Raw genomic sequence first — 20,512 nt, 5'->3', positions numbered from 1 at the left:
ACCTCTTTTCAGTCCGTGTCTTCGACTGTTTCGACTTTTGAATATACACGCGGCGGAATGACGTCGGGATAATCGACCTGCATGAAATAAAGACCGTCCGGTGGCGCCACGGGGCCGCAAGCCTTGCGATCCCGCGCCTCCAGCGCCGCGCGCACGTCCTCCGGCGTCATGGTGCCCTCGCCCGCGAGTTTCAGCGTACCCGCAAAAGAACGGATCTGGTTGTGCAGAAAACTCTGGGCAGTGGCGCGTATCTCGATGAGATCACCGTTGCGCGTGACATCCAGCCGGTCGAGCGTTCTGACCGGGCTGTTCGCCTGACAATGGACCGAGCGGAAGGTGGTGAAATCGTGCCGGCCGACGAGCATCTGGGCCGCTTCATGCATGCGCTCGTGATCCATGTCCTTCGACACCCACCATGCGCGCTTGTGCTCCAGCGCCAGCCGGGATTTGCGGCAAATGATGCGGTAGAGATAATGGCGGCGCAGCGCGGAGAAGCGGGCGTCGAAATCCTCGGTTACCGCTGCTACATCCAGCACTGACACGGCCTCTTTCGCCATGGCCAGATGCGCGTTCAATGCATTGCGCAGCTTGTACGGGTCCCACGCCCGGGAAAGATCGGCATGGATGACCTGCCCCACGGCATGCACGCCGGAATCGGTGCGGCCCGCGCCGCGAATGGAGATGCTCTCTCCTGTCAGCGACCGGACAGCGGCTTCAAGCGCACCCTGAACAGAGGGGCCGTTATCCTGTCTCTGCCAGCCGAAGTAAGGCGTGCCGTCATATTCGACGGTCATGCGGAAACGCGGCATCAGCCGAGCCTCGTTGTGGCCGGAACGGGTGTGCCGCGAACGAAATCGGCAGCGGACAGCGGTTTGCCACCTGCCTTCTGGAGGCGGGTGAGCCGCACGGCGCCACTGCCGCAGGCGACGGTCAGGGCGTCATCGAGCACCGCGCCCGCCTCCCCCATGCCGCTCGCCAGTTCGGACGCCAGAACCTTCACGCGCTCCGCCTTGCCGCCAATTTCCATTTCGAGCCATGCGCCGGGAAAAGGCGAAAGGCCGCGAATGTGGTTATGCACATCCTGTGCGGGCCGGGAAAAATCAATCCGGGTCTCACCCTTGTCGATCTTGGAAGCGTATACCACGCCCTCTTCCGCCTGAGTGGTGAGAGGAAGGTCGTCTGCTTCCAGTTTGTCCATCGCCTGCCGCATCAGCCGCGCGCCGGCAAGCATCAGGCTGTCATGCAACTCGCCGGCGGTCATATTCTCGCCGATCTGGATCTTTGCGGTCAGCGCGACAGGGCCGGTATCCAGCCCCTTTTCCATTTTCATGACCATCATGCCGGTCTCGGTATCGCCGGCCATGATTGCCCGTTGAATGGGGGCCGCACCGCGCCAGCGCGGCAGCAACGAGGCGTGACCGTTATAACAGCCAAGACGCGTGCCGGAGAGGATCGCCTCGGGCAATAGCAGCCCATAAGCGACAACAACCGCCACATCGGCGTTGAACTCCCGGAATTCCTGCCGGTCTTCCTCAGCCTTGAAATTCACCGGCGTCAGCACGGGCAGGCCCAGCAGTTCAGCCGCCTGATGCACCGGCGATTTCTGCAGATCAAGGCCACGGCGGCCGCCGGGACGCGGCGGCTGCGTATAAACGGCAACGACCTCGTGACCCGCTTCCACCAGTGCGCGCAACGTGGGGACGGAAAACTCCGGTGTGCCCATGAAGATGATGCGAAGAGCCATCGTCGCCCCCTGTCCTTTTTGCCGTTTCGTCTCCAAACAGGGAGGGATCAGACCTTTGCGCGGGCCGCTTTCGTGAATTTCTTGATGACCATGTCGCGCTTCAGCCGCGAAATATGGTCGATGAACAGAATGCCGTTCAGGTGGTCGATCTCGTGCTGCAGACACGTCGCCAGAAGCCCGTCCGCATCGACGGTCTGCTGTTTGCCGTCGCGGTCCACATATCTCACCGTCAGGGACGCGGGACGCTCCACCTCGGCATAATAATCGGGAATGGACAGGCACCCTTCCTCATAGGTCGAAATATCGTCCGACACTTTGAGGATTTCCGGATTGATGAAGACAACCGGCTTTTTTTCTTCGTCCTCGCGCGAAACATCGATCACCAGCATCCGGCGCGGCACGCCGACCTGAATGGCGGCAAGGCCGATACCCGGCGCATCATACATGGTTTCGAGCATATCGTCGGCAAGGCGCAACACTTCGGCATCCACCTGTTCGATGGGCCTGGATTGCTGGCGCAGCACGGGATCGGGCAAAATGATAAGCGGTTTGATAGTCATGGCTTCCCATAACGTATCTCTTGCGCGGAGGAAATAAAAAACACGCAGGTGAAATCAGCACCTGTCGCCGGTTAGATCGGACTCATTTCCGCCGCAGGAATGTTCTTGTTTTGATCTTACGAATCACTGGAAATCTGATAGATTTAGCCATGAGCATAGATTTCTCCGTTCTCCTCGCTCCAGCATTGCGGGCCGGTTCCGTCGACATCAGCTTCGGCGCGCTTCTCGCGGCTCTGGTTTTCGGCCTGTCCGCCGTCTGGATGACCACGAAAAGCCGTGGAAAAAAAGCGGAGGCCGACGGTGAAATCTCCGATCTCCTGAAAACACAGTCGGAGTTGCACGGCCGGATCGCCGCCATGGCGGAAACGCTCGGCACACGCCAGAACGAGATGGGCCAGACGATAAACCAGCGTCTCGACGGCATGTCGCAGCGGCTGGGCGAAACGCTGACGGAACAGACCCGGTCGACGCACGAAAATCTGAGCCGCCTGCAGGAGCGCTTGGCCGTCATCGATGCCGCGCAGGGCAATATTCAGGATCTGGCGAAGGACGTCGTCGGACTTCAGGCAATCCTTTCCAACAAGCAGACGCGCGGAGCCTTCGGACAGGCGCGCATGGAAACGCTGATCGCCGATGCCCTGCCCGCTGGCGCCTTTCAGCTGCAGCCGACGCTTTCGAACGGCTACCGGCCGGACTGCATCATCAGGATGCCCAACAACGCGCCGTCGCTTGTCATCGACGCCAAATTTCCGCTGGAGGCCTGGAACGCGATCAAGGCTGACGAGTCTCCGGAAGCGAAGCGGGCGGCCACACAGCAATTTCGTCGGGATATGGAAGTCCACATCCGCGATGTGGCGGAAAAATATCTGATCCGTGGTGAAACACAGGATACGGCCTTCATCTTCGTGCCTTCCGAATCGATCTTCGCTGACATCCATCAGCATTTCGAATATCTGGTGCAGCGCGCCCACCGCGCCCGCGTCGTTATCGTGTCACCATCGTTGTTGATGCTGTCGGTTCAGGTCATCCAGTCCGTGCTGAAGGACCAGCGCATGCGCGAGCAGGCGCATCTCATCCAGGGCGAAGTCGCTCTCCTGATGGACGATGTGCGGCGGCTGGACGACCGGACGCGCAAGCTGCAAGCACATTTCGGGCTGGCGCAGAAAGACATCGACATGATGCTGATCTCCTCCGACAAGGTGCTGGCGCGTGGCCAGAAAATCGAGGGTCTCGATTTTTCGCCAACGGAAAAAGAGACCTCGCATGGGGAAATCGAGCAGGCGCGGCGCTTTGCGGAGAACAGGGCGGGAACGACCAAGTTGCGGGTGGTTGACGACGAGTGATCCCCTCGGGCAAAGTCGCCGCCTTATTTACATTGTATACGGACATGCCCCCATGATTACTGTTTTCGGCTCCATCAACATGGATCTCGTCGCCACCGCCAAACGTCTTCCCAAGCCCGGTGAAACCGTGACGGGGGAGAGCTTCGCCACCGCGGCGGGCGGAAAGGGAGCCAATCAGGCGCTTGCCGCACGACGCGCGGGCGCGACAGTCAAAATGGCGGGCGCTGCGGGCGACGATACATTTGCCGCACCGGCACTGACATTGCTGCGTGAGGCCGGCACCGACCTGTCGCTCGTCAAGACTGCACCGGGTCCGACCGGAACGGCCATGATCCTGATCGGTGAAGGCGGGGAAAACATGATCTCGGTCATTCCGGCCGCCAATGGTGAAGTCTCCGCAGCCGATGCCGCAAAGGCGGTGGCGGAGATGTCGGCAGGTGATATTCTGATGCTTCAGTTCGAAGTGCCTGCGCCCGCCATTGAAGCGGCGCTTACGGCCGCCAAGGCGAAACGCATCACCACCGTCATCAATACCGCACCGCTGACCGCCGACGGCCCGCGCCTTGCCGGCCTTGCCGATATCGTCATCGCCAACGAAACCGAGTTCGAACTGCTGATCGGCAAGAGCGGGCTTTCAGGCTCCGAGCGGGAAAACGAAATCAAGGCCCTGCATGATAAGACCGGCCAGACATTGATCGTCACACTTGGCGCGGACGGCGTGGTCGCCATTCGCAACGGCAAGATCTTCAAGGCCTCCGGCCTCAAGATCGAGCCCGTCGACACCGTTGGCGCTGGCGATACCTTCTGCGGTTATCTTGCCGCGAGCCTCGATCAGGGGATGGATTTCGAAAAGGCGCTGAAGCGCGCCGCTGTGGCAGGCTCACTCGCCTGTACGCGCGCCGGCGCCCAGCCTTCCATTCCGGTTGCCGCCGAAGTGGACGCCAACATCTGACGGTTCTAGCCGTTAAGTGCGAATGAAAGTGAGGTAGGCCGAACTGCGGCCTTCTCTTTTCGCCTTGTTCTCATAGCGCGTGCCCGGCCAGGTGGCATAGGGTGTGCGCCAGTCCTCGGCGCTTTGCGCTGTCCACTCGAAACCGCCATGGCGCGCGCAGTGCTGCAGCGTCCAGTTGATGTAGGTATCGATATCGGAGGCGAAGCAGAACTTGCCGCCGGGTTTCAGCACGCGATGGAAACGGGCAAGGTTGACGTCGGAAACGAAGCGTCGCTTCCAGTGCTTCTTCTTGGGCCAGGGATCGGGATAGAGAAGATCGATGTGATCGATCGATCCATCCGGCAGCCAGTCGAGCAATTGCGTCGCGTCATCGTCGTAAAGGCGGATATTCATCAACTCGCCTTCACGCACGGTCGCCAGCAGCTTGGCCATGGAATTGACGAAGGGTTCGACGCCGATGAAGCCGGTCTCGGGGTTTTCGACAGCACGATGGGCGAGATGTTCGCCGCCGCCGAAACCGATCTCCAGACGGACCGATTTCACATCCGCCGGAAAGAGGGCGACGAGATTTTTGGGCGGGGCGCTTTCCAGGTCGATTTTCAGCAAGGGCAGCAGATTTTCTATCGTGTCGACTTGCTGATTGCGCAGGGGCTTGCCCTTGCGTCTGCCAAAAAACGCTTCCGTCGCGCGCGAACGCCGTTCTTCCGTCATGTCATACTCTCAAGAACAAATAGACTTAACCCGCACAGCGCCACATGAGGCGCTGTGCGGGTTACAAAAGGTTGGTGACGGTATCTCTCAATCGCCGTCAAATGACAAGGGTTAGGCGCTCAAAGCTTCCTTGAGCGGCTTCACCAGATCGAGCTTCTCCCAGGAGAAGGAGCCGTCACGGCCAGCCTTGCGGCCGAAATGGCCGTAGGAGGACGTCTTGGCATAGATCGGCTTGTTGAGATCGAGATGACGGCGAATGCCCGACGGCGACAGGTCCATGACCTTGCGGATGGCGCCTTCGACCTGATCTTCGCTGACCTTGCCGGTGCCGTGCAGATCGACATAGATCGACAAAGGCTGGGCGATACCGATCGCGTAAGCGATCTGGATGGTGCAACGATCGGCAAAGCCGGCGGCCACAACGTTCTTGGCGAGATAGCGCGCAGCATAGGCAGCGGAACGGTCGACCTTGGTCGTGTCCTTGCCGGAGAATGCACCGCCACCGTGGGGGGCAGCACCGCCATAGGTGTCGACAATGATCTTGCGGCCGGTCAGGCCTGCATCGCCGTCGGGACCACCGATGACGAACTTGCCGGTCGGGTTGATGTACCACTGGCAATCGTCAGCGATCTTCAGGTCGCCCAGAGCCTCGCGGATATAGGGCTCGACGACGGCGCGCACCTTCTTCGAGTCCCAGCTTGCATCGAGATGCTGCGTGGACAGAACGATGGATACGGCTTCCGAAGCCTTGCCGTCGACGTAACGAACAGTCACCTGGCTCTTGGCGTCCGGTCCGAGTTTAGCAGCTTCGCCTTCACCGCTTTTGCGGGCGGTTGCGAGCAACTGCAGGATACGGTGAGAATAATAGATCGGCGCCGGCATCAGGTCCGGCGTTTCCTTGCAGGCGTAACCGAACATGATGCCCTGGTCGCCTGCACCTTCGTCGCCCTGCTTGTCGGAAGCATTGTCCACGCCCTGCGCGATGTCCGCCGACTGCGGATGCAGGAGAACGTCGATCTTGGCCGTCTTCCAGTGAAAACCATCCTGCTCGTAGCCGATGTCACGGATCGCCTTGCGGGCGGCGGACTTGAATTTCGAAGGGTTGATGACCGGATGGCCAGCGGCGTCCTTCAGGACCTTGCCGTCCTTGTCCTTCTTCAGCAGGGTGTCGGGAACCCGCACCTCACCGGCGATAACGACGCGGTTGGTGGTCGCAAGCGTTTCGCATGCGATGCGCACGGTCCAGGGGTCAACACCCGTCTTGGTCGCTTCACGGTAAATGAGATCCACGATTTCATCGGAAATACGATCACAAACCTTGTCCGGATGACCCTCGGCCACGGACTCGCTGGTGAACAGATAATTGGCACGCATGCGGGATTCCCCTCAAAGAACGGTCTTGGAGTTTGTTAGTCATTTCGGCCATGAAAAACAAGGACACAACCACATAAATATATCTTTATGTGAGAATTCCTTTCCAATTCGGCACAAAAAAACGGCCCTTGCGGACCGTTGAGTGCCCGGCATCCCGTGCCGGAAATTTACTGCGCAGCGCGGCCTACTCCGCATCTCCCTCGGCGGCGAGCGCCTTGACGAGATCGACGAGACGACGGCGAACCTTTGGGTCGGCAATCTTCACAAATGCGCGGTTCAGCTGCAGACCTTCCGCCGACGACAGGAAATCCACCACGTAGTTGGAGCTGGATGCTTCCGCCATGCCGGGCGCGCCGCCAACCTGATCGCCAGGTGCGTCTTCGAAGAAGAAGGAAACGGGTACGTTCAAAATCCCCGATATGTTCTGCAGGCGGCTGGCGCCGACACGGTTCGTGCCCTTTTCGTACTTCTGGATTTGCTGAAAGGTAATTCCGAGACTTTCACCCAGCTTTTCCTGGCTCATGCCAAGCATGGTTCTGCGAAGGCGAATTCGGCTTCCGACATGAATGTCGATGGGGTTAGGCTTTTTCTTATTCTCGGTCATCATGCGGTCCTGACACTCGGAAAGGGTTGATATCTCGCTTCATTACTCATTCGAAAAAATGAGCCGGCATTTCGACAGCGTCCAAACTTGTTTTACGACTGACGTATTCACTATGCAATTGTGGGGGTTGCTGGTCAATTCTGGCGCCGCGCAAAACTCCAGGCAGTCGATACCGCAACCATCAAAAGGATTGAAAAAATCAACCAGAAATACGTCCGATGTGTGTCGTAAGTAAATGCGTCGTTTGACCCACCACTCAAAGTGGCGTCAACAATTCCGATCCGGCCGTAGTCCAACCCGGCAATAATGCGGCCATAGGGGTCAATGACGGCGGAAATCCCGGTATTTGCCCCGCGAATCACCGGCACTCCCGTCTCAACGGCGCGCACTCTGGCCTGTAGGAAATGCTGGTAAGGGCCGGGTGTATCGCCGAACCAGCCATCATTCGTCACGTTCAGGATGGCTGCCGACCCTGCCAGACCCGGCGTCATCTCGCCCGGAAAAATGATCTCGTAACAGATCAGCGGATAGAAGGTCTTACCGGAAGGAAGGGTCAGAGGCGTGCGTGAAGAGGCGGCCGAGAAGCCTCCGGGCAGGCTGATGACATTGTCGATGCCGAATTCCCGCAGGATGCCTTCAAAGGGAACGTACTCGCCAAAGGGTGTCAGATGGACCTTGTCGGTCGCCCCGATGATCTCGCCCTGACTGTCGATCGCATAGACCGAATTATAATAGCGCGGCGGCCGGCCGGCTCCCTGATCTTCCATTCTGACGGCGCCGGTGAACAGCACCTGCCCATCTTCGAGTGTCTTGGCGATTTCCGCCAGAGCATCCGGGTTCTGTGTCAGGATAAAAGGCACGGAGGTTTCCGGCCAGACGACGATGTCCGGTCGTTTTTTTCCTTCACTTGGCGGCAGAGCTGTCAGCCGCAGATGCTCTGCGAAAATCTCCGCCCGGTCATCATTCAGCATTTTGCGGGACTGGTCGATCGACGGCTGCACGATCCTGACAGTCAGCGCATCCGCCGGCGGTTCGGCCGGTGCCTGAAGGCGGTAGAAGCCATAACCGAAATGACCGGCAAGCAGCAGACCCGCCAGGACCAGGCCGGGCCACATGCCTTTTTTCGTACCAATCAGGGCGGGGGCCGCAAAGATGAAGACGGCAAGCGTGGTCACTGCAAAAAGGCCGAGCAGATGCGCCGACTGCATCATGATCGGCACGGGCATGATGCCGTAACCGATGGCATTCCAGGGAAAGCCCGTCGCAAGAAAGCTGCGCAGCCATTCCGAAAAGCCGAATGCGGCGGCGAGTGCAGCAATGCGACCGACACCATCCGACCAGAAGACATTGGCGGCTGCGACCGCAAAACCGTAAAACAGTGCCAGAAAAGCCGGGAGGCCGAGGATGGCGAGCGGCAGCGCCCAGGCGAACTCATCGGCTTCCAGCAGAAGCGCATTGCCCAGCCACCACAGGCCCGCCACGAAATAGCCCAGCCCAAAACACCAGCCGATGCCGAACGCCGGCATGACACGGCTGAAAATGCCGCCGCCCGGCTTGCCGGTGCAGCCATCCACAAGCCAGACAAGCAGGGTAAAAGACAAAAACAGTGCCGCGAAAAAGCCGAACGGAGGCAAGGCCAGTGCCCCGACCGCGCCTGCGGCAACCGCCATTGCTGCGCGGCTCATGCCACCGGCCAGCATTACCCTGCCTGCAAGACGCTCCATACAATCTCCGTTTTATGCGCGTCCGGAAAAGCCCGTTCCGGCAAGGCCGCACAAAGGAATTTTCCCTCAAATTCGACGTAAAGGAAAAAAGATTCGCAGTCCACAGGGGGGATGGCGGCCAAAGCATCTCGTGGCGTTTTCGCCAGTCATCAAGGGCTTTCAAACCTGTTTGATTGAGGCATTCAAAGGTGGCGGCGACGGGGACCCTCCCCGTCGGCCCTCCTCAGTCGGCGTTCTGCTGGTGCGTGATGAGGCGGACATCCGGCGCCGGCAGCGCAATCACCTCATTGGCTTCGCCAGGCGCACGGTCATCCTGACCTTCCGAACCGTGATCACGGACAATCCTGACACCCTTGATACGCCTTGTATCCGCATCGAGGATCTGGAATTCGAAACCGGGCACGGCCCTGACAACCTCGCCCTTGGCCGGAATGCGGCCGAGCGCGAAGAAGATAAGACCGCCGAGTGTATCGATTTCTTCCAGATGCTCACGCACATCGAATTCGGGGCCAATTGCCTCGGCAAGTTCCGTGAGTTCGGCGCGGGCATCGGCCACGAGCACATCGGCAGAGACACGCGAAAACATCGCTTCGTCCTTGTCATGCTCGTCATCGATATCGCCCACGACCATCTCGACGATGTCCTCATGGCTGACGAGGCCGTCCGTGCCGCCATATTCGTCGATCACGAGGGCGAGCTGCGTCCGCTGCGCCTGCATGGTCTTCAAGAGATCGGAGGCCAGCATCGAGGGTGGCGCAAAAAGAATTTTACGCACCAGCCCGGCATCGGCAACCGTCTGTTCCAGATCGACCCGCGCAAGGTCGAAATTCGGTCGCGGCGAACGCGGTGCCTTCGTCTCGCCATAGGCGACGCTTCGCGATCCGGCGCGGCGTTTGTTGCGGGCCTGCTTGGCCACATAGGCCAGGAGATCGCGGATATGGATCATGCCCTTGGGGTCATCCAGCGTCTCTTCGTAGACCGGCATGCGGGAACGCCCCGTTTCTTCGAAGAGGATCAGCGCATCGCCGATCGTCATATTCTGATCGAGACCGTCAATATCGACCCGCGGGATCATGATATCTTCGACCCGAACCTCCCGGAAACGCAGGATATTGTTCAGCATCGCCCGCTCTTCGGGCGAAAAGGCGGCACCGATTTCAGTGTCGGCCATCAGCGCGTCGGTCAAATCTTCGCGCAGGCGCTCGCCCTGTGACGGTTTCAGCAACCGTCCGATGCGCGACCAGATCGTCGATCTCGGCTTTGCAGTGAGGTCTTGACGTAAGTGACTACTGCCCTCTTCCGAGGAGGACTGCTCGCCGTTTTCTCTGCCCTCATTGGCAGGTCGTGCAGAATGTTCGTTCATGGCTCCAGACAATATTTAAAGCGGTTCCTGTCCCGCGTAAGGATCAGATAGGCCAAGCACCGCCAAAATGCGAGTCTCAAGCGACTCCATTTCTTCCGCTTCCTCCTCGTCCATGTGGTCATAACCGAACAAATGCAGGAACCCATGAACGAGAAGATGGGTCAGATGATCCCCGAAACTCTTCTCAAGTTCAAGAGCCTCGCGTTCAACCGTCTCACGGGCAATGACGATATCACCCAGCATCGGGCCGGGCATTCCACCCGGTTCCAGCGGAAAAGCAGGAAAAGACAAGACGTTGGTTGCCTTGTCCTTGTCGCGCCACTCGGCGTTGATTTCCCGAATATTTTCGTCGTCGGTAAACACCAGCGACAGTTCCACCGGTATTTTCGGGAAGGGTTGCTCCTCTTCCCGCTTCAGAACATCAACCGCCGCATCCAGCGCCTTGGTGGCGAAGGCATGAAGGTCCTCTTCCGAGGACCAACCTTCGGTCTCGACGCTGATTTGAATATCCAGAACTGTCATTGTTTTGCGTCAGCTGCCCTTCGCGAGGCTTTCATCCGGCACCGCCGTGTGGGATTCGTAAGCCCTGACGATCCGCGCCACCATCGGATGACGCACGACGTCGACATCCTTGAAGCGGACGACGGACACGCCTTCCACATCGGTGAGGATTTGCAGGGCTTCGACAAGGCCGGACTTCACGCCGCGCGGAAGGTCCACCTGGCTTGGGTCACCGGTCACGATCATGCGGCCGTTCTCGCCGAGACGGGTCAGGAACATTTTCATCTGCATCGTCGTCGTATTCTGGGCTTCGTCCAGAATAACGGCGGCGTTGGCAAGTGTGCGGCCGCGCATGAAGGCGAGCGGGGCAATTTCGATGACGCCCGCCTGAATGGCGCGCTCCACCTTGTCACCCGGCATCATGTCATAAAGCGCGTCGTAAAGCGGGCGCAGATAGGGATCGACCTTTTCCTTCATGTCGCCTGGCAGGAAGCCCAGGCGTTCGCCCGCTTCCACCGCCGGACGCGACAGGATGATACGGTCGACCGCGCCGCGCTCCAGCAGCTGCGCCGCATGCGCCACAGCCAGATAGGTCTTGCCGGTGCCGGCAGGGCCGACGCCGAAAACAAGCTCGGACTGTTCCAGCGCCCGCATATACACATCCTGCGTCGGCGTGCGGGCAGCGATGGTCTTCTTGCGGGTGGAAATCTGCGCCATGGAAATCTTCGCCTTGCGTTCCATGGTCGGCAAGGTCAGCTGGTCGTCTGCGGCCATGGCCATGCGGATCGCGCCTTCCACGTCGGAAACCTCGGCGGTTCCGCCCTTGAGCAGGCGCTCATAAAGGAAATCAAGCGCGCGGCGGGCCTGATTGGTGGCAACGACATCGCCGGTGATGGCAACGGAATTGCCGCGCGGACGTGCATCGATGTTGAGGCGTTGTTCCAAGAGCTTCAGGTTCTGATCGAACTGACCGAATAGCTCTCCCGCTATCCTGTTATTCTCGAACGTGAGGACGAAGTGATTGGCGTCGGTCGCGGCTTGGCGTGGCTGGCGCGATGAAGGTGATACCAATTCATGTGCGTTCAAGCGGTCAGGCTCCTGTCCCAATCAGTGTCGGCTCCTCACTCTAACTCTCTGCCACCTCGGCAAACAAGCTGTTTGGACCCGTTGCGGTGATTCGTACATTAACAATGTCACCGATTTTCAAAGTCTTTGCATCAAGATTCACGGATTGCAGCCAGGGAGAGCGACCTATCAACTGTTCAGGCATGCGGCCGGGCTTTTCCAGCAACACATCCATGGTTTTTCCGACCAGCGATTCCGCAAATTCCTTCTGCTGCCGCAGCAGCAGGGCCTGCAATCTTTCCAGCCGCTCGGCCTTCACCTCTTCCGCAACCTGATCCGTGAGATCGGCGCCCGGCGTGCCGGGACGGGTGGAATATTTGAAGGAGAAGGCCTGTGCGTATTTCACCTGCTCGACAATCGCCATCGTATCTTCGAAATCACGATCCGTCTCGCCGGGGAAGCCGACAATAAAATCCCCCGACATGGCGATATCAGGGCGGGCGGCGCGGATTTTTTCGATAAGCTGGATATATTCCTCGCCCGTATGGCGGCGGTTCATCGCCTTCAGGATGCGGTCCGAGCCTGATTGCACCGGCAGATGCAGATAGGGCATCAGGATCCGCAGATCGCGATGGGCGCCAATCAGGCGATCATCCATGTCTCGCGGGTGGCTGGTGGTATAACGCAGCCGCGCGAGGCCGGAGATTTCCGCCAGCCGGTAAAGCAGTTCGGCGAGGCCCCATTTTTCGCCCTTCGGGCCTTCGCCCTGCCAGGCGTTGACGTTCTGGCCAAGCAGCGTGATCTCGCGCACGCCGGCATCCACCAGCTTCATCGCCTCATCGACGATCTGGCGCACGGGACGGGAAACTTCCGAACCACGCGTATAGGGCACAACACAGAAGGTGCAGAACTTGTCGCAGCCTTCCTGCACCGTCAGAAACGCGGTCACGCCGCGCGTGCGCAGCGTCGCCTTCTCGGCCACCGGCAGATGCTCGAACTTGTCCTCGACGGCATATTCGGTCTCGATGACGCGTTCACCACCGCGCACCCGCTTCAAGGCGTCCGGTAGGCGGTGATAGGTCTGGGGGCCGATGACGACATCGACAGCGGGCGCACGGCGAAGGATTTCCTCGCCTTCCGCCTGCGCCACACAGCCGGCAACACCGATCATGAATTCGCGGCCCTGCTCTTCGCGCGATTTTTTCATGTCGCGCAGGCGTCCAAGCGCCGAATAGACCTTTTCAGCCGCCTTTTCACGGATGTGACAGGTATTCAGCAGAACCAGATCCGCCTCGCCCATATCCTCGGTCTGAACGTAACCATCCTTCGCCAGCGCATCGCTCATGCGGACGGAATCGTAAACGTTCATCTGACAGCCATAGGTCTTGATAAAAACCTTGCGGGTGTTCGAACCCTCGCGGGTGATCATTTCGGGAGCGTCGAGGCTGATGGTTTCCTGGGTCATGGCGGCTATCTAGTGTTTTTCCCGGCCAGATTAAACAGAAAAATGCCGGAAAAGCTATGCTCCCGCTATTTCCGCCAGCCACCGCGCAGGCTGAAGGCCAGCATGGAACGGATTGAAGCGGCGATATCGGTCGCAAGGCGCTTGCGGTTATCCGTGTTGTGAAACGGAACGCTGTCACCGAATGTCACGTCGACGTCGATGGCGCCCGCTTTGATGATGCCGAGCAGATGCGGCACCAGGGTTATGCTGCCCGGCCAGGCCGCAATGACCCGGTGATAACGTCCCATGGCCATGCCGTGCACCCGCGTATAGGCGATCGCGACCGGCTGCACGTAAACAAGCTTGCCCGGAACCTGCTCGGCCGCGGTGGAGGCGGCGCCGAACAGCGAGGATTTGACGGCAAGCATGCGGTTGCCATCCGAGGTGGTGCCTTCGGGAAACAGGACAACGATCTCGCCATCGGCCATGCGGGCGGCAATCTCGCCCACCTGCTCGCCCGTGCTGCGCTTCTGTTCACGCTGGACGAAGATGCTTTTCTGCAGCCTGGCAAGCCAGCCGAAAACCGGCCAGTCCCTCACCTCCGTCTTGGCGATGAACACGACATCGGCAATGCCGCCGAGAACGAGAATGTCTTTCCAGGAGGCGTGGTTGACCGCCAGCATCAGCGGTTTTGCCCGTTCCACCTCTCCGTGGACATGGACGCGGATGCCGAGAACATGGCAGGCGATGCGGTGCCAGACGCGCGGAATGCGGCGGCGAAGCCGCCAGTCGAAGGCGAGGCCCAGGAGTTGCAGCGGCAGCAATATGAGCGTGACGATCAGGAGAACGACCGCAATATAGGCTGTCCGGAGCCACATCATGATTGAAACGCCCGTCTGTTCACCGGCGTCTCAGCGTTCGCCGGGCTTCAACGGCACGCCGTAAAGTTCCAGCCGATGATCGACGAGCTTGAAGCCGTGTTCCCGGGCGATCTTTTCCTGAAGGGCCTCGATCTCAGGCGAATGAAACTCGATGACGACGCCGTTTTTCAGGTCGATCAGATGATCGTGGTGTTCCTCGGGCACCGTCTCGTAACGCGAGCGGCCATCACGAAAATCGTGACGCTCGATGATGCCGGCATCCTCGAACAGCTTCACCGTTCTGTAGACGGTGGAAATTGATATGCGCGGATCCACGGCGGAGGAGCGGCGGTAAAGCTCCTCGACATCGGGATGGTCGGCGGATTCCTGCAGGACACGGGCGATGACGCGGCGTTGATCCGTCATCCGCATGCCGCGCTCGGCACAAAGCTCCTCCAGCGTTTTCGAAAGGTCTATCACGTCTTCTGGCCTTTTGAGTCTTCCGGTTGGTTTCTGCGGCTTTCGCCGAAAAATGCCTGTCGAACGGGAACTAGCGAAGATCGCGGCGCATGACAAGCGCCGTCGACTTCGTTCCATCCTTGGCCGTGTAATAGGCCTTGCGCTCCGCAACCGTTTTAAAGCCGAGCTTTTTGTAGAGCCCGAGCGCGGAGGCGTTGCTGTTGTCCACCTCGAGGAACATGGTTTCCGCGCCACGCATCATCGCCTCACGGACGGCCGATTGCATCAGACGCCAGCCGAGACCGGAGCGCGCAAACTTGTCGGCCACGGCAACGGTCAGGATTTCCGCCTCGCCCGCCACTTCACGCGCGAGCACGAAACCGCCGAGCGGCCTGCTGAAAAACGCGTTCGTCTGACGGGCGACAGCACCGAAAACCGACCCTTGCGTCAAAAGCCCGGAAAACTCCCCATCATTCCAGGGACGCGGAAAGCGCAGCGCATGCAGTTCCGCCACGCCGGCGCAATCCTCATGCTGCATCGGCACGATCTCGAAATAGGGCTTCCAGCTCAGGTATTCGTCAAACATAACAGCAATCGGGCATCACAGGAATCATTGGCACGTATTGACGAATGCCCTATCAGGCAACGTCCTGGCGTGCCAGCGCAAAACCGGTTTGCGGCCGGGCATCCGGCCCCCGCAGATAAAGCGGTGCGGGTTTCTTCTGGCCCGCCGGCTTGCGTGCGCCGACGCGCGCAACGGTGGCGATCGGGAAGTGATCCGGCCCGGAGCCCGCCTCGGATCCTGCAAAAAGAGGGGCGGCGGAACCGATAATGACGCCGCCGAAACCCGAGAGAACCGATTTGGCATCGTCCAGCGACAGGAGTACCGCCTCGCCAAGCGGCGATCCATCCACTGCAAATGTCTGGAGATAGGTTTCGCCGCGTTTGGCATCCAGCCCGACAGCGACAGGCCGACCGGGATTTTCCAACAGATGGTGCAAGGCGAGTGTCTCAAGCGTGGTCACGCCGACGGCCTCAATGCCGAGCGACAATGCAAAGCCGCGCGCGGCGGCAACGCCGACGCGGATACCGGTGAAGGAGCCTGGACCGATCGTCACCGCTATGCGCTCCACCTTTTGCAGCGGCAGATGCGCTTGGTGCAAGGCACCGTCGATCACGGCCATCAGCCGCTCGGCATGTCCCTTGCCGATCGTTTCGCATATTTCTCCAAGCACCGTGTCGGAGGCACTGTCATAAACGCAGGCAGAACAGTCCACGCCTGATGTGTCGAGTGAAAGAACAATCATGGCGTGGCCTGGCTTAGAAATGTCATACCGCTTCGACTTCGCGCACTTCCGGCACGAAATGGCGAAGCAGGTTCTGAACGCCATGCTTCAGCGTGGCCGTGGAGGACGGGCAACCCGAGCAGGCACCCTTCATGTTCAGGAACACCGTGCCGTCGCGGAAGCCGCGGAAGGTGATGTCGCCGCCATCCTGCGCAACGGCGGGGCGAACGCGGGTATCCAGCAGTTCCTTGATGGTGGCGACGATGGTTTCGTCACCCTCTTCGAAGAACTCACCTTCTTCATCCGACACTTCGGCGGCAATCGCGGTGCCCATGATCGGGCGGCCGGACATGAAATGTTCCATGATCGAGCCCAGAATGGCGGGCTTCAGGTGCTGCCATTCAGCGCCATCCTTGGTGACGGTGATGAAATCGAAGCCGAAATAAACGCCGGTGACACCTGGAATGGTGAAAAGGCGCTCTGCCAGCGGCGAGGCCTGCGCCTGCGCGGGGTTGAGGAACTCCGCCGTGCCGCTTTCCAGCACCACCTTTCCGGGCAGGAACTTCAGCGTCGTGGGGTTCGGCGTGGCTTCCGTCTGAATGAACATCGTCTTCTCCTTCGAGGTCGCCGTTCACGCCCCGTAATTTAGAATTCTTCCAAAAAATACGCCCGGCGAAGCTTCACTTCAAGCCCTGACATGATAATTACATTCAAGAAATCGTCAGCCCCTAGATCTTGCCCCAAGATCAGATCAGCAGAGTGCGTCGATTTCCTCATCCGTCAGCGTATCCGGCAACACGGTGACGGGAATCGGGAAGGCTGCACCGCGCCCGGCGATAGAGGAAACGAGCGGTCCCGGCCCTTCCTTCGTCGAACCCGCCGCCAGCACCAGAATCGCGATATCGCGGTCTTCCTCGATCAGCCCATGGATCTGCTCGGTGGCGCTACCTTCGCGGATCACGGCTTCCGGCTCGATGCCGATTGTTTCACGCACCTTCTGGGCGATCTTGGCGAGGGTGGCTTCCGCTTCCTCGCGCGCTTCTGCCCGCATGATCTGCTCGACACCCAGCCATTGCTGGAAATCGCCTTCCGGTATCACATAGAGCAGAACCAGCCCGCCATTGGAGTTCTTGGCGCGACGACCGGCGTAGTGCACGGCCCTTTCGCATTCCGGTGTGTCATCGATAACAGCGAGAAACTTGCGACGATGCCCTTCCAGACGCGACAGCCGTGTTGAAACCATTCCGCACTCCCTCAATCCGCCGTGATCCGAGAAACCGCCCGACGGTTCGGGCGGAGATTATATCAAATCAAGGCAGGCGCAAACCGCCTGCCGTCGTTCGCAGGCGGTGCGTGGTCAGCGCAGGAAGCCGATGATGTCGCGCACCTCGTTCATCGTCTTCTCAGCGATCGCGCGAGCCCGTTCGCCACCCTGGCTGAGGATGGCATCGATATGGGTCGGGTCGTCGAGAAGGCGACGCATCTCATTGTTCACAGGCGCCAGCACATTGACGGCAAGCTCAACGAGAGCCGGCTTGAAGGCAGAAAACTGCTGCCCGCCGAATTCGGAAAGAACATCCCCCTTCGTCTTGTCGGAGAGCGCGGCATAGATGCCAACGAGGTTTTCAGCCTCGGGCCGTCCCTTCAGGCCTTCGACTTCGCTCGGCAACGCATCCGGATCTGTCTTTGCCTTCTTGATCTTTCTGGAGATGGCATCGACATCGTCCATCAGGTTGATGCGCGACAGGTCGGATGGATCGGACTTCGACATCTTTTTGGTGCCGTCCTTCAACGACATCACGCGCGGGGCCGGACCGCCGATCAGCGGCTCCACCATCGGGAAATAGGCATGCACCGGCTCGTCGCCCACCGTGATGTCGAGCCCGAGACCCGCCTTGCGGATATGATCGCCGAAATCGATGTTGAATTTCTGGGCGATGTCGCGGGCGAGTTCCAGATGCTGTTTCTGGTCGTCGCCAACGGGCACGTGGGTAGCGCGATAAACGAGAATGTCGGCGGCCATCAGGCTTGGATAGGCCAGCAGTCCAAGCGAGACCTGCTCGGCATTCTTGCCGGACTTGTCCTTGAACTGGGTCATGCGCTCCATCCAGCCGATGCGCGCCACGCAGTTGAACACCCATGCCAGTTCCGCATGCTGCGGCACGGCCGACTGGTTGAAGACGATATGCTTTACGGGGTCGATGCCCGACGCAATGAAGGCGGCGGCGATGGAGCGGGTCTGCGCCTTCAGGTCGGAGTGAACGAGCTGGGCGGTGATGGCGTGCATATCGACCACGCAATAGATGCAGTCGTTATCTTCCTGCAGCGCCACGAACTTGCGGATCGCGCCGAGATAATTGCCGAGATGCAGATTGCCGGTCGGCTGGACGCCCGAGAAAACCAGCGGCTTGAATGCGTTCATTGTCGTCCTCGAAAAGGCTTGTGGAGGGCCCCGCCCCATGGTTGGATTTGCACGCGCGCTTATGCACCCGCAGCCCCTCGCAATCAAGCGGTTTCAGGGCATCTTAGCCGCGCGGTTCCAGAAGATCCCAGCGATTTCCATAAGGGTCGGAAAAGACTGCGACAGAACCGTAAGCCTCATGGCGCGGTTCTTCCAGAAAGCGCACGCCGCGCGCAAGCATGGTCTCATAGTCGCTTTGGAAATTGTCGGTGTGGAGGAAAAATCCGACCCTTCCACCCGTCTGGTTGCCGACGGCAAACCGCTGTGGTTCACCATCCGCCTGGGCAAGCAGCAGGGCGCCGCCTTCAGTCCCTTGCGGCTTCACCACCACCCACCGCTTGCCATCGCCAAGCGGTTGATCGGAAAGGCACTCGAACCCGAGAGCCTCGCAATAAAATGCCTTTGCCCGATCGTAATCATCCACAACAAGGGTGACGAGAGCGATGCGCCGGTTTTCAGCAAAGGACATCAGCCAGCCTCCGTTTCGACGCTCTTCTTGCCGCGCTTGCGGATGGCTCTCTTCACCATGCCGATATCAGCGCCGCCGGACACGAAGGCGAGCGCGAAATAGACCAGCATGGCTGCGAAGACGAGAGCCATGATCGTTCCTGCCCGCACAAAAATCGACGAGGCGGAAGACAGCTCGAAGCTCAGATAGGTCAGCGCATAGTGCACGAAGCCGGCCATGAGGGCAGAGGCCAGAAGCAATCGCGGAATGCGGGTCAGCAGCGGAATATCCACCTGCCAGTGCCCGCGCCACAGGAGCATGCCGAACAGCAGGGCGGCATTCACCCAGCCGGCGGTTATTTCAGCGATGGCGATGCCCGGACCGCCAAGGCGCGGGAAGAGCGTCAGCGCGAGCGAGACGTTTACCACCACGGAAATTGCCGCAAAGATCATCGGCGTGCGGGTATCCTCGCGGGCGAAGAAACCGGGAATAAATGCTTTGATCAGCACGAAAGCCGGCAAGCCAAGACCGTAGATGCCGAGGATCTGCGCAACGGTGATGGTGGCCGAAGGCGAGAAATTGCCGCGCTCGTAGAGAAAACGTACGATGGGCTCGGCCATGACGAGAAGGGCGGCCGCTGCGGGCAATGTCAGGAACAGCACGAATTCGACCGAACGGTTCTGCAGGCTTCCCGCCTCGACCATATGTCCGCCGCGCAAAGCCCGCGCCAGTTCCGGCAGAAGCACGGTAGCGACGGCGATGCCGACGACACCGAGCGGTAGCTGGTAAATCCGGTCCGCATAGGCGAGCGAGGAGATCACACCTTCGCCGGCAGAGGCGATATTGGTGTTGATCAGCAGATTGATCTGGGTGATGCCACCGGTTATCGCCGCCGGCAGGGCGAGGACCAGAAGCCGCTGGACGTTCTTCGTCAGCCTGGGCCTGCGCAAACCGATCCGCATGCCGGCATTGCGCACCGCGATCCAGACGATGGCAAGCTGCACCAGACCCGCAACCATCACTCCCCAAGACAGGGCAAAGCCCACCTGCAGAGGGTCGTAGTTCTTCCACCATGCCAAGGCGAGCACGCCGATGAGGATGATATTGAGGAAAACCGGCGCGATCGCGGCGGCGAAATAACGGTGCAGCGAATTCAGCATGCCGCCCATCATCGCCGCCAGCGACATGCAGGCGAGATAGGGGAACATGATGGTGGCGAGACGGACGGTGTTGTCGAACTTCACCGGGTCTTCCAGAAAGCCCGGCGCAATCACGGTACGTACGATGAACGGCATCGACAGTTCCATCAGGATCGTCAGGGCCAGAAGCACGGTAAAGAGAACGCCGAAAACCTCTTCGGAAAAGCGTCTTGCGCCTTCCATGCCATTCGCCTCGATTTCCTTGGCGAAAAGCGGCACGAAGGCCGAGTTGAACGCGCCTTCGGCAAAGAGACGCCGGAAGGTGTTCGGGAAACGGAAGGCGGCGTTGAAGGCATCGGCCACCGGGCCTGTGCCAACGGCGGCCGCCATCAGGGTCTCGCGGACAAAACCGAAGATGCGGCTGCCGAGCGTGGCCGTGCCGACGGTGGCGAACTTGCCGATCAGGCTCATGAT

At 59.8% G+C, this 20,512-nt stretch carries 22 protein-coding genes; 2 read left to right on the top strand and 20 right to left on the bottom strand.

What is annotated here, in order from left to right:
- Positions 1-8: 8 nt before the first annotated feature.
- Genes truA through def form a run of 3 tightly spaced genes read right to left on the bottom strand, consistent with a single transcriptional unit; the run spans position 9 to position 2,304 of the window.
- Positions 9-809 (bottom strand): tRNA pseudouridine(38-40) synthase TruA, encoded by an 801-nt coding sequence (truA, locus tag JZY08_RS00220; RefSeq protein ID WP_216330603.1) that lies wholly within the window; start codon positions 807-809, stop codon positions 9-11.
- Positions 809-1,744 carry a methionyl-tRNA formyltransferase gene (gene fmt, locus JZY08_RS00215; RefSeq protein WP_216330602.1) on the bottom strand — a complete coding sequence of 312 codons (936 nt, stop codon included), beginning with the start codon at positions 1,742-1,744 and terminating at the stop codon, positions 809-811. The genes truA and fmt overlap by 1 nt, the downstream gene beginning before the upstream one ends.
- 47 nt (positions 1,745-1,791) lie before the next feature.
- On the bottom strand, positions 1,792-2,304 hold the full coding sequence (def, locus tag JZY08_RS00210) for a peptide deformylase (RefSeq protein ID WP_003493564.1): 513 nt from the start codon (positions 2,302-2,304) through the stop codon (positions 1,792-1,794).
- 149 nt (positions 2,305-2,453) lie between these two features.
- On the opposite strand from def, the gene JZY08_RS00205 reads away from it, so the two are divergent.
- Both JZY08_RS00205 and JZY08_RS00200 read left to right on the top strand, forming a co-directional pair.
- Positions 2,454-3,647 carry a DNA recombination protein RmuC gene (locus tag JZY08_RS00205; protein WP_216330601.1) on the top strand — a complete coding sequence of 398 codons (1,194 nt, stop codon included), beginning with the start codon at positions 2,454-2,456 and terminating at the stop codon, positions 3,645-3,647.
- A gap of 52 nt (positions 3,648-3,699) precedes the next feature.
- Complete coding sequence (locus JZY08_RS00200; RefSeq protein WP_216330600.1) at positions 3,700-4,599, top strand: ribokinase; 900 nt, start codon at positions 3,700-3,702, stop codon at positions 4,597-4,599.
- A gap of 12 nt (positions 4,600-4,611) precedes the next feature.
- Here JZY08_RS00200 and trmB read toward each other — a convergent pair whose 3' ends face one another.
- The 17 genes from trmB to murJ all read right to left on the bottom strand — a co-directional run bounded on the left by trmB (position 4,612) and on the right by murJ (position 20,509).
- The gene (trmB, locus tag JZY08_RS00195; protein WP_216330599.1) at positions 4,612-5,310 is read right to left on the bottom strand and encodes a tRNA (guanosine(46)-N7)-methyltransferase TrmB; all 699 of its coding nucleotides are present in this window, start codon (positions 5,308-5,310) and stop codon (positions 4,612-4,614) included.
- A gap of 111 nt (positions 5,311-5,421) precedes the next feature.
- Entirely contained in the window at positions 5,422-6,684 is a 1,263-nt protein-coding gene (gene metK, locus JZY08_RS00190) for a methionine adenosyltransferase (protein ID WP_003493555.1), read from the bottom strand.
- A 184-nt stretch (positions 6,685-6,868) separates the two neighbouring features.
- Positions 6,869-7,288, bottom strand: coding sequence for a helix-turn-helix domain-containing protein (locus tag JZY08_RS00185; protein ID WP_035241980.1), 420 nt, complete (start codon positions 7,286-7,288; stop codon positions 6,869-6,871).
- Between the two features lie 134 nt (positions 7,289-7,422).
- Positions 7,423-9,012 carry an apolipoprotein N-acyltransferase gene (gene lnt, locus JZY08_RS00180; protein ID WP_216330598.1) on the bottom strand — a complete coding sequence of 530 codons (1,590 nt, stop codon included), beginning with the start codon at positions 9,010-9,012 and terminating at the stop codon, positions 7,423-7,425.
- A gap of 223 nt (positions 9,013-9,235) precedes the next feature.
- Positions 9,236-10,375: a hemolysin family protein gene (locus tag JZY08_RS00175; RefSeq protein ID WP_082183606.1), complete on the bottom strand. Its 1,140-nt coding sequence runs from the start codon at positions 10,373-10,375 to the stop codon at positions 9,236-9,238.
- Between the two features lie 15 nt (positions 10,376-10,390).
- Positions 10,391-10,897, bottom strand: a complete 507-nt coding sequence (ybeY, locus tag JZY08_RS00170) for an rRNA maturation RNase YbeY (RefSeq protein WP_082183604.1) — start codon at positions 10,895-10,897, stop codon at positions 10,391-10,393.
- Positions 10,898-10,906: 9 nt separating this feature from the next.
- A complete protein-coding gene (locus JZY08_RS00165) occupies positions 10,907-11,962 on the bottom strand; it encodes a PhoH family protein (RefSeq protein ID WP_216330597.1) in 1,056 nt (351 codons plus the stop codon).
- Between the two features lie 40 nt (positions 11,963-12,002).
- On the bottom strand, positions 12,003-13,406 hold the full coding sequence (gene miaB, locus JZY08_RS00160; RefSeq protein ID WP_216330596.1) for a tRNA (N6-isopentenyl adenosine(37)-C2)-methylthiotransferase MiaB: 1,404 nt from the start codon (positions 13,404-13,406) through the stop codon (positions 12,003-12,005).
- A 65-nt stretch (positions 13,407-13,471) separates the two neighbouring features.
- The gene (locus tag JZY08_RS00155; RefSeq protein ID WP_216330595.1) at positions 13,472-14,266 is read right to left on the bottom strand and encodes a 1-acyl-sn-glycerol-3-phosphate acyltransferase; all 795 of its coding nucleotides are present in this window, start codon (positions 14,264-14,266) and stop codon (positions 13,472-13,474) included.
- A gap of 30 nt (positions 14,267-14,296) precedes the next feature.
- Complete coding sequence (locus tag JZY08_RS00150) at positions 14,297-14,725, bottom strand: Fur family transcriptional regulator (RefSeq protein ID WP_003493538.1); 429 nt, start codon at positions 14,723-14,725, stop codon at positions 14,297-14,299.
- 70 nt (positions 14,726-14,795) lie between these two features.
- The gene (locus tag JZY08_RS00145) at positions 14,796-15,290 is read right to left on the bottom strand and encodes a GNAT family N-acetyltransferase (RefSeq protein WP_003493536.1); all 495 of its coding nucleotides are present in this window, start codon (positions 15,288-15,290) and stop codon (positions 14,796-14,798) included.
- A 52-nt stretch (positions 15,291-15,342) separates the two neighbouring features.
- Positions 15,343-16,011: a tRNA (adenosine(37)-N6)-threonylcarbamoyltransferase complex dimerization subunit type 1 TsaB gene (gene tsaB / locus JZY08_RS00140; protein ID WP_216330594.1), complete on the bottom strand. Its 669-nt coding sequence runs from the start codon at positions 16,009-16,011 to the stop codon at positions 15,343-15,345.
- Positions 16,012-16,033: 22 nt separating this feature from the next.
- Complete coding sequence (locus JZY08_RS00135; protein WP_003493531.1) at positions 16,034-16,597, bottom strand: NifU family protein; 564 nt, start codon at positions 16,595-16,597, stop codon at positions 16,034-16,036.
- A 144-nt stretch (positions 16,598-16,741) separates the two neighbouring features.
- Complete coding sequence (locus tag JZY08_RS00130; protein WP_003493529.1) at positions 16,742-17,233, bottom strand: universal stress protein; 492 nt, start codon at positions 17,231-17,233, stop codon at positions 16,742-16,744.
- 114 nt (positions 17,234-17,347) lie between these two features.
- A complete protein-coding gene (gene trpS / locus JZY08_RS00125; protein ID WP_216330593.1) occupies positions 17,348-18,412 on the bottom strand; it encodes a tryptophan--tRNA ligase in 1,065 nt (354 codons plus the stop codon).
- A 103-nt stretch (positions 18,413-18,515) separates the two neighbouring features.
- Positions 18,516-18,920, bottom strand: a complete 405-nt coding sequence (locus JZY08_RS00120; protein WP_216330592.1) for a VOC family protein — start codon at positions 18,918-18,920, stop codon at positions 18,516-18,518.
- Positions 18,920-20,509: a murein biosynthesis integral membrane protein MurJ gene (gene murJ, locus JZY08_RS00115; protein ID WP_003493523.1), complete on the bottom strand. Its 1,590-nt coding sequence runs from the start codon at positions 20,507-20,509 to the stop codon at positions 18,920-18,922. Before murJ ends, JZY08_RS00120 begins: the two co-directional genes overlap by 1 nt.
- Positions 20,510-20,512 lie beyond the last annotated feature (3 nt).

Source organism: Rhizobium sp. X9 (genome assembly GCF_018873185.1).
Taxonomy (GTDB): Bacteria; Pseudomonadota; Alphaproteobacteria; order Rhizobiales; family Rhizobiaceae; genus Agrobacterium; species Agrobacterium oryzihabitans.
Note: the sequence above shows the minus strand (reverse complement) of the source record. Positions and strands in the feature narration are given on the sequence as shown.

Bases quoted from the DNA above. Each gene is read 5' to 3' on its own strand.
- ybeY (WP_082183604.1), bottom strand. From the start codon at position 10,897: ATGACAGTTCTGGATATTCAAATCAGCGTCGAGACCGAAGGTTGGTCC.
- truA (WP_216330603.1), bottom strand. From the start codon at position 809: ATGCCGCGTTTCCGCATGACCGTCGAATATGACGGCACGCCTTACTTC.
- JZY08_RS00145 (WP_003493536.1), bottom strand. From the start codon at position 15,290: ATGTTTGACGAATACCTGAGCTGGAAGCCCTATTTCGAGATCGTGCCG.
- metK (WP_003493555.1), bottom strand. From the start codon at position 6,684: ATGCGTGCCAATTATCTGTTCACCAGCGAGTCCGTGGCCGAGGGTCAT.
- def (WP_003493564.1), bottom strand. From the start codon at position 2,304: ATGACTATCAAACCGCTTATCATTTTGCCCGATCCCGTGCTGCGCCAG.
- lnt (WP_216330598.1), bottom strand. From the start codon at position 9,012: ATGGAGCGTCTTGCAGGCAGGGTAATGCTGGCCGGTGGCATGAGCCGC.
- JZY08_RS00185 (WP_035241980.1), bottom strand. From the start codon at position 7,288: ATGACCGAGAATAAGAAAAAGCCTAACCCCATCGACATTCATGTCGGA.
- JZY08_RS00135 (WP_003493531.1), bottom strand. From the start codon at position 16,597: ATGTTCATTCAGACGGAAGCCACGCCGAACCCCACGACGCTGAAGTTC.
- JZY08_RS00175 (WP_082183606.1), bottom strand. From the start codon at position 10,375: ATGAACGAACATTCTGCACGACCTGCCAATGAGGGCAGAGAAAACGGC.
- JZY08_RS00120 (WP_216330592.1), bottom strand. From the start codon at position 18,920: ATGTCCTTTGCTGAAAACCGGCGCATCGCTCTCGTCACCCTTGTTGTG.
- miaB (WP_216330596.1), bottom strand. From the start codon at position 13,406: ATGACCCAGGAAACCATCAGCCTCGACGCTCCCGAAATGATCACCCGC.
- JZY08_RS00130 (WP_003493529.1), bottom strand. From the start codon at position 17,233: ATGGTTTCAACACGGCTGTCGCGTCTGGAAGGGCATCGTCGCAAGTTT.
- fmt (WP_216330602.1), bottom strand. From the start codon at position 1,744: ATGGCTCTTCGCATCATCTTCATGGGCACACCGGAGTTTTCCGTCCCC.
- trpS (WP_216330593.1), bottom strand. From the start codon at position 18,412: ATGAACGCATTCAAGCCGCTGGTTTTCTCGGGCGTCCAGCCGACCGGC.
- tsaB (WP_216330594.1), bottom strand. From the start codon at position 16,011: ATGATTGTTCTTTCACTCGACACATCAGGCGTGGACTGTTCTGCCTGC.
- JZY08_RS00200 (WP_216330600.1), top strand. From the start codon at position 3,700: ATGATTACTGTTTTCGGCTCCATCAACATGGATCTCGTCGCCACCGCC.
- JZY08_RS00205 (WP_216330601.1), top strand. From the start codon at position 2,454: ATGAGCATAGATTTCTCCGTTCTCCTCGCTCCAGCATTGCGGGCCGGT.
- JZY08_RS00155 (WP_216330595.1), bottom strand. From the start codon at position 14,266: ATGATGTGGCTCCGGACAGCCTATATTGCGGTCGTTCTCCTGATCGTC.
- trmB (WP_216330599.1), bottom strand. From the start codon at position 5,310: ATGACGGAAGAACGGCGTTCGCGCGCGACGGAAGCGTTTTTTGGCAGA.
- murJ (WP_003493523.1), bottom strand. From the start codon at position 20,509: ATGAGCCTGATCGGCAAGTTCGCCACCGTCGGCACGGCCACGCTCGGC.